This window comes from Pedobacter xixiisoli (assembly GCF_900215335.1).
Classification (GTDB): domain Bacteria; phylum Bacteroidota; class Bacteroidia; order Sphingobacteriales; family Sphingobacteriaceae; genus Pedobacter; species Pedobacter xixiisoli.
Genome location: NZ_OCMT01000003.1, coordinates 338,988 through 352,437, shown reverse-complemented (window position 1 = coordinate 352,437; position 13,450 = coordinate 338,988). Strand labels below are relative to the sequence as shown.

General features: G+C 38.5%; 11 protein-coding genes. 7 read left to right on the top strand and 4 right to left on the bottom strand.

Annotated elements, in window-relative coordinates; translation table 11 throughout:
* Window positions 1-357: 357 nt before the first annotated feature.
* The 3 genes from CRO54_RS13625 to CRO54_RS13615 form a co-directional block, all read right to left on the bottom strand.
* Window positions 358-2,808, bottom strand: coding sequence for a TonB-dependent receptor domain-containing protein (locus tag CRO54_RS13625; protein ID WP_097132627.1), 2,451 nt, complete (start codon window positions 2,806-2,808; stop codon window positions 358-360).
* 206 nt (window positions 2,809-3,014) lie between these two features.
* On the bottom strand, window positions 3,015-4,631 hold the full coding sequence (locus CRO54_RS13620) for a PspC domain-containing protein (protein WP_097132626.1): 1,617 nt from the start codon (window positions 4,629-4,631) through the stop codon (window positions 3,015-3,017).
* A 38-nt stretch (window positions 4,632-4,669) separates the two neighbouring features.
* The gene (locus CRO54_RS13615) at window positions 4,670-5,020 is read right to left on the bottom strand and encodes a PadR family transcriptional regulator (protein ID WP_097132625.1); all 351 of its coding nucleotides are present in this window, start codon (window positions 5,018-5,020) and stop codon (window positions 4,670-4,672) included.
* Window positions 5,021-5,404: 384 nt separating this feature from the next.
* On the opposite strand from CRO54_RS13615, the gene proB reads away from it, so the two are divergent.
* The 3 genes from proB (at window position 5,405) to CRO54_RS21225 (ending at window position 8,206) form a co-directional block, all read left to right on the top strand.
* Window positions 5,405-6,481 (top strand): glutamate 5-kinase, encoded by a 1,077-nt coding sequence (proB, locus tag CRO54_RS13610; protein WP_097132624.1) that lies wholly within the window; start codon window positions 5,405-5,407, stop codon window positions 6,479-6,481.
* A gap of 96 nt (window positions 6,482-6,577) precedes the next feature.
* Entirely contained in the window at window positions 6,578-7,816 is a 1,239-nt protein-coding gene (locus tag CRO54_RS13605) for a glutamate-5-semialdehyde dehydrogenase (RefSeq protein WP_097132623.1), read from the top strand.
* A 228-nt stretch (window positions 7,817-8,044) separates the two neighbouring features.
* Window positions 8,045-8,206, top strand: a complete 162-nt coding sequence (locus CRO54_RS21225) for a hypothetical protein (RefSeq protein WP_171047913.1) — start codon at window positions 8,045-8,047, stop codon at window positions 8,204-8,206.
* On the opposite strand, the gene CRO54_RS13600 is transcribed toward CRO54_RS21225, so the two are convergent.
* The gene (locus CRO54_RS13600; RefSeq protein ID WP_097132622.1) at window positions 8,207-9,352 is read right to left on the bottom strand and encodes a putative sensor domain DACNV-containing protein; all 1,146 of its coding nucleotides are present in this window, start codon (window positions 9,350-9,352) and stop codon (window positions 8,207-8,209) included.
* A 194-nt stretch (window positions 9,353-9,546) separates the two neighbouring features.
* Here CRO54_RS13600 and CRO54_RS13595 point away from each other — a divergent pair, with 194 nt between their 5' ends.
* The 4 genes from CRO54_RS13595 to CRO54_RS13580 all read left to right on the top strand — a co-directional run bounded on the left by CRO54_RS13595 (window position 9,547) and on the right by CRO54_RS13580 (window position 13,148).
* Window positions 9,547-10,260 (top strand): pirin family protein, encoded by a 714-nt coding sequence (locus CRO54_RS13595; protein ID WP_097132621.1) that lies wholly within the window; start codon window positions 9,547-9,549, stop codon window positions 10,258-10,260.
* 94 nt (window positions 10,261-10,354) lie between these two features.
* Entirely contained in the window at window positions 10,355-10,654 is a 300-nt protein-coding gene (locus CRO54_RS13590; protein WP_097132620.1) for a response regulator, read from the top strand.
* An 86-nt stretch (window positions 10,655-10,740) separates the two neighbouring features.
* Window positions 10,741-11,559: a helix-turn-helix transcriptional regulator gene (locus CRO54_RS13585; protein ID WP_097132619.1), complete on the top strand. Its 819-nt coding sequence runs from the start codon at window positions 10,741-10,743 to the stop codon at window positions 11,557-11,559.
* A gap of 83 nt (window positions 11,560-11,642) precedes the next feature.
* Entirely contained in the window at window positions 11,643-13,148 is a 1,506-nt protein-coding gene (locus CRO54_RS13580; protein ID WP_097132618.1) for a succinate CoA transferase, read from the top strand.
* Window positions 13,149-13,450 lie beyond the last annotated feature (302 nt).

Here is a 13,450-nt window from a genome sequence, read left to right as displayed (position 1 = left end):
ATAAAATTCCAAGTAATTAACTTAGAGCGCAATACCCAATTGTAAGGATATTGCTAGTTCCAGTTTTATTAAATTATCGATTAAAACTTATGTTTAACAGATTAAAAAAGTCGCTATTCAAGGCACTCATTTGTCATTTCATCGAAAAACTGACGACCGTTTAAATTATTTTTATCTAGTAACATTTCTATCTGCATTTTTCTAGTGTTGTACCTCAAGTAAAAGATTGCTCCATTAACTAATTTAACTTCTTTACCTGCCAATCTCTGTGTTCAGCAACAAACTATCTTGTGCAAAAAGGGAGTTTCATTTTAAAACTCATTTCTAATCATCCTTGACTACAAGCGACTCTTGATTCTACCCACCAGTTCTACCTCTAATATCGTCTAGCGCAGTTTTTCTATTCCTTACGGATTTCACCTGTTGGTTACCAAAACTGTAGTTCACACTAAACGATGCCCTGCGACTGTTGTAATAGTTTGTGATGTACATATCTACATTCTGATATTTCATTTGTCCTTCCCAATAGTTAGTCGCTAAAATATCGTCTACACTTAAACGTAGCTTCAACTTGTTTTGCATTAGTGTTTTTTGTAAGCCTAAGTTAAGTGCATATTGAGCAATAGTAGTTTCTTCTACCCCGCGTATTCCTGGCGAGTCGTACCAAAAGCTAACTTCCGCTCTAAAGGTTTTGGTGAAAGCAATAGACTGCGAAGTATTGAAATTGAAAGACACTTTAGACCGTTGATAAGCTGCCCCAACCAACGTAGCATCTCTATAATCCTGATAAGCGGTGGAGAAATTATTCTGCATACTCCATGCCTTGGTTACTTTAATTGGCACATATAAATTGGCGTTGTACAAATCTGCCTGACCAAAATTTTGGCGTTGTACTTCTATTTGACGAGTAGCATCATTCTGTCTGCTCACCTGCGTAATCATTCCCTTTACATTAGCGTAATTAAGCGACAACGAGATTTCTTTGAAACTATAGCCTACTTCAAAATTATCGGTAAATTGTGCGTTTAAGTACGGGTTCCCGCTATCAATGGTATATGGATCCAGATATTGCACAAACGGATTTAGTTGTTGATAATTCGGTCTGTCTACCCTTCTGCTGTAAGAATAATTTAAGCTATGGTTTTTATTCAGCTCTTGCTTGATAAATACGGACGGAAATAACGAGATATAATCTCTATCTACCACTTTATTTGCCGTAACAGATTCTCCTTTGCTATGCGTGTGTTCTGCCCGCAAGCCCAATTGCACTTGCCATTTTTTCCAATTTTGGGATAAATTTGCATAAGCGGCGTTGATATTCTCTTTGTAGACAAATAAGTTAGACCTACCCAACACATCAGACCACTGGCCGTTAGTCAATTGCTCGGAAATGAAATCGTTATTCGTAGTTACGATGCTACTTTTTAAGCCAGATTCGAATTTTAAAGTTTTAGAGAATGGCCAAGTAAAATCTGTCTTCGCAGCTAATACATCAATTTTTGCATCCACAATATTTCGCAAATTAGAGCTATTAGTTTGCACTTGCGATGCATCTAAATAAAGTGCATCAAAACTGTCATTCCTATCCATACCGTAACCAGCATAATCTACATCGAAAGTGATATTGGCATCGGCTTTTGCTAAATCATGTTTAATATTAAAGTTTGAAGTAATGCTATTAAACTTGGCTTGGTTACCGCTGTTTTGGCGGATATAACTTAACGTCTGTGTATTTTGCTGATACTCATTAATGTTGGCTGTACTAAAACCTACTAAATTATTGTCGTTGGTCACCACATCAACCATTACACCAATTACCGTTTTCTTAGAGGCATAGTAATCTGCACCAATTTTACCCGAGTAACCAGAGCCCTTTTGTCTACGATTAAAATCTTGAGCGAACGTAGTTTGCATACCTGTAGTAATGGCATTTCTGTTCAACAAAGTTTGATTAAAATTGGTGCGTGTATTATAAGTTGCGTTTCCGAAAATATTCCAGTCCTCAATCCTGTGGTTTAAATTGAGGTTGGCGCTATGACGGTACAAATCGGTTGGTCCATTTTTAACGGTTCCTCTACCCGTATTGGCGGCAATGCTACCATTAGTCCCAAAGTTTTTGTTTCTCTTTAATTTGATATTGATGATACCTGCATTTCCGGCGGCATCATATTTTGAAGATGGATTGGTAATCAACTCGATGGTTGCTACTTGGTCACTGGTCATGTTACTCAACAAAGTGGTAATATCTGCGCCAGAGAGGAAGTTCGTTTTTCCATCCACCATAATGGTGATGCCCGCTTTATTATTCAGTTTGATTTGCTCAGTTTGCCTGTCGATGGTTACGCCTGGTGCTTTCTCCAACAGTTCCAAAACACTATTGCCCGCCGCAGTTACGTTACTTTCAACATTCAACACTGTTTTATCTGCCTTGCGCTCTACAAACGGTTTTTGACCAACCACGCTTACTTCACTTAATTGTTTACTAATAGTCTGCATTTTTACAGATGGAACTTGTAAATCGCTTCCATTAAATGTGATTTTAGCCGAAGCATAGTTTTGATAGCCAACCATTTTCACTCTGATTTGATATTGGCCTTCCGCCACATTCTGAAACCGATAGACACCATCCAGATTCGCAGAAACTTCTTTGATATTTGAAGTATCTGTTAAATTGATCAATTTAACCAAGCTATAAGGCAAAGCTTCATTATTTTCAGCAAGTATTTTTCCGCTGATATTTCCTTTTTTCTGGGCAAAGGAAGTCCCCCACGCCAAAAGGCATGTCATTAGTAGTAATATTTTTTTCATGTTTTTTAAAGTTGATAGGGATCAGTCGTCAGGGATCAGTTTAGGTAATTAACCCGTAACTGACTACTGAAACCTTTCTACTGACACCTAATTTTTAGACAATACAATAACCATCCTCATTGCTGAGGTTTAAAATTTATATTAAATGTATTTGGATCTTAATCAGGTATCAGCCTATCAAACAATGACTGATACCTGACCACTAATTACTGACTACTTTTATCTTCTTCTGGATTTTCTAAATCGTACATACATTTCAAACCTTCCTCGGTCATGATAGATTCGCGGTAAGGGTTATCTTCAGACCTTCTATCTATTCGGCAATCGTAATATTGATAAAAGCTCCAATATCTGTTCGCGTTTTCATTAATCAGTACACGAGCGCCAACGGGTATTTTTAAAGCAACATGCACACTTTGACCTCGCCAAGCACCATGCTGCTTAAATTTAATGCTCGGACTAAACACCAAAGCGGAGTCTCTTTGTACAAACTTGTAGTCAATATTTTGTACATTTTTTAAAGCTGTTTGAAAATCTTTACCTTGCGAACCAAAAGTGGTAGTAATTGAGGCTTTATCATCTAGACTTTTCTCTATCTCAAAACTTACATTTCTAGGATTACCGAAAGGACCATCATTATAATTATCTACAATTACCTTATTGCCAATATTCATTTCTTCTAGGTGGTAGTTGATACTATCCTGTCTGTTAAAAACCATGCTTTTATCGACATCAATAACGTAGAGAGGCATTTTTTTCAACTCAGTTTTTTGCACTAATTGTGCTTCTTCCTTAAACTCTGCTAAAATTTTTGCGGTGTAATAACCAGATGTGCCAACACCAACCATCCAAACAATCAGCAAACCGAACCAAACATATTTACTAATTTCAATTCTATTGTTAATTACTTTAAGAGCATAAAGTACTAGTGCCAAAACAGGTATAAAAAAGGCAAGAAATGCGTGAAAGATTAAACCATCCCTAAACGGCGTATTGATTACATTTAAAGGGAAAGTTTGGTAAGTGCTTTCGTCCCAGAAACCAACTAACATACCAAGAAAAACGATTAAGAAAATCATTGTTCCGAAACCAAATACAATAAAAGCAATGGCAATAGTCTTTCCAAAAACTCTAAATACCGACCTAATAAAACGACCAAACATTTTCAAAGTTTCGGCAATAAAATTACCAGATTTTTTCATTGCAGGCGCTAAGTGGTCGTTAGCCGATTTCATGTTAGCTTTAAATGCTGCAAGCTCATCTTCAAAGCTTTTTTTGTAACCGTACAAATTGGTTGCTTCGCCTTTCATTTCCATTCGTTCAGAACGTGTGGCAGCTCTTGGAATCGCAACCCACAAAATCAGGTAAACCAAAATACTTGTTCCAGCCAATAAAGTAAGTAAGAAAAATGCCAAGCGTAACCAACGTGCTTCTACATTTAGGTAGTGACCCAAACCAGCACACACACCTGCAATTACACCATCATCGGTATCGCGATACAACTTCTTAATGCCGTTATAATTGGCATAAAAGTTTTGCGAACTTACTTCCTCCTCATCGTCAACAAAATCCTCAACGCTACCCATTTGAGCAATTACGCCCTGTACATCGGCAACATCAATTACTTGTTTTTGCCCTTTTTGCAAAATCTCCGCAAACATTTCGGCAATACGGTTTTCAATATCTTTTACAATCTCGAAATCATCGGCATTTTTAGCGAAATGTTGTTTAATCTCGTTAAGGTATGCCATTAGTATTTCGTAAGCCTCCTCCTCAATGTGGATAATAGAATTGCCTATATTAATGATAATCGTCTTATTCATGTCAGTATTTTTTTCAGTAGCTAAGCCACTGCGTTAATTTATTTTTCTTCTGTTGTTTGGTTTGCTCCTTGTTGCGCGGTAGTGATGGCGTAAACCAATTCACTCCAAGTGGTATCTAGTTGTGATAAAATCTGGCGACCTTCCGGTGTCAACACATAATATTTACGTGGCGGTCCCGAGGTAGATTCTACCCAGTTGTAACTCAACAATCCATTATTCTTTAAACGGGTAAGCAGCGGATATAAAGTACCCTCTACTACCAGTAGTTTTGCTCGCTTTAATTCAGCGATTATATCAGACGCGTAAATCTCTCCACGGGAGATGATTAAAAGCACACAATATTCTAGTATGCCCTTGCGCATTTGGGTTTGCGTATTCTCTGCTATCATAATGCAAAGATATATGTTTAATAATGTACTATGCAATACATAGTACTATAAAAATAATGAATTATTTTTTAAACCACTGATAATCAATTAATTTAATTTTAAGTTAAATTTTACTGAAATTAGAAAAGACGTAAATTTTGATTTTTTGAAAAGCAAACACAGTAGTTCTTGTGTTAATTTAGTCCCGCTGTTGTTGCAATCTTTTGTACTATTTGTCATCCTGAGCTTGTCGAAGGATCTCTGTGGAAGAACGCTTCGACAGGCTCAGCGTGACACAGGATAGCGTCAACTTAACATTCCCTATTCCAAAAACCCAAACAACTAACCAACCATTTTTATGAAAAACACTACTTATTTGGTAGATTAGCATTTCCAAACGAAAAAATGGCACTACAGTATAAAAAAATAGTTGTTAAGATAGGTTCTAACGTAATTACACAAGCTAACGGTTTACCAGACAATCAGCGGATTGAGCATTTGGTTAATCAGCTGGCAGCAATCAAACAGAAAGGCATTGAGGTTATTTTAGTTTCATCTGGAGCCGTTGCTTCTGGACGCAGCTTAATTAAAGTTTCCGAAAAGCAAGATGCTGTGGCTACACGTCAATTATTGGCTGCTATTGGTCAAGTGAAACTGATTAATACTTACGCAGGTTATTTCGACAAACATCAAATTCAATGTGCGCAAGTATTGGTCACTAAAGAAGATTTTAGAGACCGTGTGCACTACTTAAATATGAAAAACTGTATGCAAATTATGCTTCAGAATGACGTTATTCCAGTAGTAAATGAGAATGATGTGGTTTCGGTTACCGAACTCATGTTTACCGATAATGATGAATTAGCTGGGTTAATTGCATCGATGATGAATGCAGATGCGCTATTTATCCTCTCTAACGTAAACGGTATTTACGATGGCGACCCCAAACTGGAAACTTCCAAAGTAATTGAAAAAGTAACTGGAGCATTAACCGATTTGAGCAATTTTGTGAGTACTGGTAAATCTCAATTTGGCAGAGGGGGCATGATTACAAAATCTACCATTGCACAAAAAACGGCGAAACTGGGTATCAATGTACATATCACCAATGGTAAAACCGATAGTATACTCACTGATCTGTTAGCGAATAAAGTAGTACATACGCACTTCATTGCCGATAAAATTAAATCGGGGCAGAAGAAATGGATTGCACATGCAGAAACCGCAGCAACTGGTATCGTTCAATTAAACAATGGCGCAAAACTGGTACTTACTTCAGGCAAAGCCACTAGCCTTTTACCTGTTGGCATTATTGCTATCAAAGCTGATTTTCTGAAAGGAGACATTATTAAAATTTTAGACGAAGATGAAAAACTCGTTGGTTTAGGCATTGCAAAATACGGCTCCGACAAAGCCAAGGAGCGCATCGGACAGAAGAACCAAAAACCATTAGTACACTACGATTATTTTTACGCTATTTAGTCGGGAAAGTCCGAAAGTAATTCGTCCGAAGATATAGCGTAAACTTCATAGCAAACACAACTGACACCTAATCCCTGATACCTGACCACTAAAAAAATGAAATATTTCGAACAAGCAAAGCAAGCCACTAGAAACATCATTACGCTAAACAACGAGACCATTAATTTGGTGCTTACTAGTTTGGCAGATTCGCTAGTAAAAAACACTGACTTTATCCTAACCGAAAACCAAAAGGATTTAGACAGAATGCCTAGCACCGACCCGAAATATGACCGTTTACAACTGACTACAGAACGTATTAAAGCCATTGCTGACGATGTTAAAAATGTAGTTAATTTGGCTAATCCATTAGGCAATGTGATTACCGACCGTACTCTACCGAACAACCTGAACATTAAAAAAGTACGTGTACCATTGGGCGTAATAGGTGTTATCTATGAAGCTAGACCCAACGTTACCGTAGATGTGTTCGCTTTGTGCTTCAAAACTGGAAATGTAGCTATATTAAAAGGTGGTAGTGATGCTGAATTTTCAAATTTAGCCATTGCTAAGGTTATTCATCAGGTGTTAGAAAAACATCAAATCAATAAAGACGTATTAACGTTGTTGCCAGCCGATAGAAGTGCCACCGAAGCACTTTTAAATGCTGTAGGTTACGTAGATGTATTGATTCCAAGAGGAAGTCAATCTTTAATTCAGTATGTACGCCAAAACAGTAAAATTCCGGTAATTGAAACTGGCGCTGGCATAGTACATACTTTTTTTGACGCTTCTGCAAACTTAGAGAAAGGGCAGCAAATCATCGCCAATGCGAAAACCAGAAGAGTGAGTGTTTGCAATGCCTTAGATTGTGCATTAATTCACGAAGACCGTCTGAAAGATATTCCAGAACTCCTATCGCCTTTGGCAGAAAAAGAGGTAGAACTTTATGCCGACGAAATCAGCTATGCTTTGCTGAAAGATACTTATCCAGCCGCACTTTTAAATCAGGCTACGCCAAAACATTTCGGGACAGAATTTCTATCCTTAAAATTGGCCGTTAAGGTAGTAAAAAACATAGATGAAGCTTTGGACCATATCGCAAAATATAGCTCTAAACATAGCGAAGCAATCATTTCCGAAAATGCTGAAAACATCACTTTGTTTTTAAATCAAGTAGATGCCGCAGCAGTGTATGCCAATGTATCTACTGCCTTTACAGATGGTGCTCAATTTGGTTTAGGAGCTGAAATTGGCATCAGTACACAGAAATTACACGCCCGTGGACCAATGGCTTTAGAGGAGCTAACCAGTTACAAATGGCTGGTTACTGGCGATGGGCAAACCAGAAGTTAACCTTACTGATTAGAAGTGTTTTAAAAAAACTACAGCCTATCAAAAACTAGACAATAAAATTAGTGCAATTCAATTAAACATTAGCAAAAAAAACAAGTATAAACCCCTAATCTATATCAGGATTTATACGTACTAATAATAATTTTTTCGAGAAAATACTATTTATTCACATTTCCACATCTTTTTGGCTTTGTCTTTGTTAAAAATAAAACAAAGGAGGGAAAAGCCATGATAGCAAACATACATCAATCAATATCATCAACACTTTGTAACGTTCGCGAAAAAAAAGTTGCTATGCCTTCTACCTACAAAGAAAGAGTAACAGCAGATAGAATTGTAATGGGCCTGATGTTTTTAGGCACTATAGTTACCGCTGTAATTACCGCTTAACTACAACAGCAAAGTATCAATTCTTTGCGCCTGTACCATATCTAAAGATTTCGACCAGCTGAAAACAGTGAAGTGTCCATCTTGCGATGCTACCAAAGCTAGTGCGTTACGTTGGTCGAATATAAACTGTGCAGCAGACAAGTGTCTCGTACCACCAATTTTAGCTGGATGTACAATTATTGCCTCTGCGTTGTTAATAGGTTCAGTATACGAAATTTGCTGGATATGCTCACTACTATTAGCTCTACCTGTTTTAGCACCAAAAGCTAATAATTCATATTCATCAGTAATTATCGTAGCTCCATCTACAGCAGTCAAGCCTGCTAAATGATCTATTTCACGTTTCAATGCAGTTTGCCAAAAAATTTCACTAGCTGCTTCGCCTCTATCTTTCCTCACTAAATCTGCCAAGCCCTTAAATGGCGGGGTTAAGGCGTAGCTGATGGGATGAATAACTGAACGTTTCCAATCTTCTGTATCTTGTGGTACAACTAATACAGCTCCACCCCTACCATGGGCACGCATCGAAACTGAAAGCTGAATTAAGATATTCGAGGCATCGCTCCAGTTGCTATCTGCAGTTAAATCTAACAGCGACAATAAAATACTTGGGCATTCGCCAGTTTTTGGAGCATTTTCATTGACAATCTTAATCTGATCACCCTTTAAAACCGCAACGTTGGTAAACTTGCCAAAACCATAAATTCTTCTGTGTTTAACTACCAGCAACGCAGGTTCCGAAACATCTACTACAAAACAATAGTTCGGAATATTGAGCGTAGTTCCCCACACGTACAAATCGTAACCATCGTGCCACACACCAATATGAATTCCTCCGCGTTCTACTCCCGGCGCCAACTTAGTGAGCACATTTGGGTTTAAAGGTAAATTCTGTTTAAAAAGCAATGGTTTTGTAGCTTGCTCTGGCGGCAAAAATGCAATAGAAATTTTAGGCGAATGTCCTTCTTCTTTTCTTAAACTACTCCAAAAAGCAGCATCTAAAATAGCTTCGATTACTCGGGCTGGAGGCTGTGGTGCTAAGTCTATTTCGCCTTTAGCACTAGCTTCTGCCAAATGCGTTGCAAAGTGTGTTTCTATGGTAGGTGCAACAATTTGCGCCGCTTGGTAAGTAGCCCGATTAATCATGCTAATAATTCTGTATTTGGTATGGTAAAGTTATCAAGTTACGAGTTTTAACGTGTAAGCCCAAAGTCAGGAATTACGATGTAATACAAAATTGTTTTAGCTATGAGATAAGAACTAGCATCACTTCTTATCCTACATCAATTTATAGCTCAAAATAGTGCCGTAAATTTGTATCAACAAAGGAGAAAAAAATTATGGCACAGACCGTATTACACACAGCCAACACTCGCGGAGCCGCAGACCATGGCTGGTTAAAAAGCTTTCACTCTTTCAGCTTTGCTGGATATTACAACCCAGATCGTATCAACTTTGGTGCGTTAAGAGTTTTAAATGACGATTTCGTAACTGGAGGTAGAGGTTTCGGTGAGCATCCACATGATAATATGGAAATTATCTCTATTCCATTGGAAGGGGCATTACAACATAAAGATAGTTTAGGAACTACGGCAACCATCAAATCTGGAGAAATTCAAGTGATGAGCGCTGGAACTGGTGTTTACCATTCAGAGTACAACCCTGATGAAGCAAATCCTGCAAAGTTTTTACAAATCTGGGTGTTCCCTAACAAAAGAAATGTAGAACCTCGTTACGATCAAATCACTATTGATGCGACCACAAGAAATGAGTTTGTACAAGTGCTTTCGCCAAATGCTGATGATGCCGGTGTATGGATTTACCAAGATGCTTGGTTTAACATGGCTAGATTTGATGCCGAAACTGCAAAAACCTACAACTTACACAAAGAAGGAAACGGTGCTTACATTTTTGTTTTGAAAGGAAGTATTAAAGTAGATGGACAAGACGTTGATACAAGGGATGGTTTTGGAATTTGGGAGACCGATAAATTTGAAATCACCGCAAGTACTGATGCAGAGTTTTTAATCATGGAAGTTCCAATGAAGTTCTAGGAAGCAATAGTTCATATGACCTGTCAGTCTGAGCCTGTCGAAGACTTCTACAAATACTTCGACAAGCTCAGTATGACAATAAAAACAAAAGCAAATGACCAATATCTTAATAGTTTGCACCAACCAACCTATTGCAGCAACAATAGCACGCTTAATCGAAAAGATGGAAGATTGGCATGCTGCTGTTGCATTGTCGTTAAACGATGCATTAGAACATTGCTATGCCAAAACTTACGACGTGATATTAATTGGTTCGGGCATTAGCCAAGAACACGAGGATGTATTGAACCTTCATCTGGAAAAACTGAATGCCGAAACGCCCGTAGTAAAACACTATGGTGGTGGCAGCGGTTTACTTTACGCCGAAATTTATCAGGCTTTGGTAAAGAAGTGATTAAAATCATTTTATGGGTTGACTGGCAAGAGGTTTAGCCTTAATTTGCGTACATACTTTTGGATGAATGATAAACCGTAAATCCTATGGCGAAAATTGCTAAAGATTACTATCTCACAGAAGTTGATAAATTGCCCAATAGCATCTATTGTATGCATGATTTTATGGGCGAAGATGGTATTCAACCACACCAGCACGTTAAAGACCAACTGCTTTACACCGAAGGCGGACTGGTACATGTAAAAGTACAAGACACCACGTATTTCCTTCCCGCTAGGCACTACATGTGGATTCCCGCTGGACTGGAACACAGCATTCACCCTGGCTCCAATGCAGTAACGATGCGCAATCTTTACTTCCCTAAAACACAGGGCAATGAAGTTTTTTCTGCCCAAGCGGGTATATTCCCTGTAAATGAATTACTGTTACAAATGCTCATTTTTACGCACCAATGGGATGGAGATATTTTACCAGAGCGAGAAGCTGCATTTGGATTTGTTTCTGCTTTACGATTGATTTTACCGCAGCTTAGTCAAAACCGGTTGCTATTGATGTTGCCCATTCCTACCGATAAGCGCTTGGCACAAATTATTCAATACATGGATGAATTTATGCAAGAAGGTGTGCTTTTACCGCAACTGGCACAAAAATTTGGTTTCAGCGAGCGTAGTTTGTCTAGGCTTTTTAAAAGTGATATCAGGATGTCCTTTGTACAATATCACACCATCCAGCGTATGCTGAAAGCTTTACAATTATTATTAGACCATCAAATAGAAATCAAAGAAGTAGCCGCTTTGGTTGGCTACAATAGCATCCCAACCTTTAGTGCCACCTTTAGGAAAGTGTTGGGTGCTAGCCCATCCGCCTATGCGAAAAGAAAAGACGGTTTGAATTTAAAACCATAATTGACAGAATTTGATAATATTTTGTCATTAAATGATAAGTAGCCAAAATTGATACCCCATACATTTGTTAATTGCCAAATAGTATGTACGAAAATAGAATACGAAAAACAGAATTAGAGCAGCTAATTATTACCGCAGAAGAAGCGGCAATGCTGTTTAAAGATAAAATGGTTGTTGCTTCTAGCGGCTTTACAAAAGCTGGAGATAGCAAAGCTGTATTGATGGCATTGGCAGAGCGAGCTAAAATAGACCCCTTAAAAGTAACCTTGATGACCGGTGCATCTTTGGGACAAGGAACCGATGGCGCACTAGCAGAAGCTGATGCACTGTCCCTACGTTTACCCTTTCAAGTAGACCCTATCATGCGAAAGGCAATTAATAAAGGCGAGGTATTTTTTATTGACCAACACTTGGGAGAAACAGCTAATCTATTGAGAGCTAATAACTTTCCGAAGATCGATATCGCCATATTAGAAGCCTGTTTAATAGCCGAAGACGGCAGTATTATTCCAACTACATCGGTAGGAAACTCGGCCTCTTTCGCCGCTTTGGCAGAAAAAGTAATTATAGAGCTTAATTTATCAGTACCACTTTCCATCAGAGGTGTACACGATATTTTTTCTACCGGCGAATATCCTACCAGAAGAGCAATCCCAATTACAAAGGCAAATTCTGTAATTGGAACCGATAGCATTGCCATTAATCCTGATAAGATTGTGGGGATTGTGATTACGCAGAAAACCGACAGTCCAGCGGAAATAGAAGCACCCGATGCCGCTACCACCGCAATTGCCAACCATTTAATTGGTTTCTTTAACCGAGAAGTAGCCAAAGGGAACCTCACCAAATCGTTATTGCCATTGCAGGCTGGAATTGGAAAAGTAGCCAACGCTGTTTTAACGGGCTTTACCCATAGTGATTTTGAAGATTTGACCATGTACTCTGAAGTACTGCAAGATAGCACCTTCGACTTATTAGATTCGGGCAAATTGTTATTCGCTTCGGGCTCTTCCATTACGGTTTCGCAGGATTATTACGATAGAATTTTCGCTGACTTTGATAAGTATAAAGACAGAGTAATATTGCGTCCACAGGATATCAGCAATGCGGCAGAAGTAATTAGAAGACTGGGAATTATTGCTATCAACACTGCTTTGGAATGCGATATTTACGGCAATGTGAACTCAACCCACGTTAGCGGTACACACATGATGAACGGTATTGGAGGTTCTGGCGATTTTGCCCGTAATTCTTACCTCAGCATTTTCGTTACTACTTCAGTAGCCAAAGGCGATAAAATTTCTTGTATTGTTCCTATGGTTTCCCACGTTGATCATTGCGAACACGATGTGGATATTATTGTAACCGAACGTGGTTTGGCAGATTTGCGTGGTTTAGCGCCAAGACAACGAGCGCAAGTAATTATCGACAAATGTGTACATCCGGAGTATCAGGAAGAAATGCAAAGTTACTTCGACAGAGCTTGTGCAGAACGCGGCGGACAAACGCCACATATCTTGGAAGAAGCTTTTAGCTGGCATACTTCTTTGAGGGAAACTGGAAGTATGAAAAAGACGGTAATGGTTTAGTTTTTGTAACCACGTTGATAGTTCGTCATTTCGAGTGAAGCGCAGCGAAGGGAGAAATCTAGCATCCAAAAATATTATGCTAGATTTCTCCTCATGCTTCGTCGAAATGACGGCGCAGAGTATAAATAATACGCCATTGCGAGACACTCTATAAAAGTTCAAAGATTTTACCTCATTATACACTTAAGACAGCAGAAAGTAAAGTCCAAAGATTTCTCCGCTCGCTACGCTGCGGTCGAAATGACGACTAAGTTAAACAAAAAGCCCAGATTGAAAATTTCAATCTGGGCTTTCCTATAAAA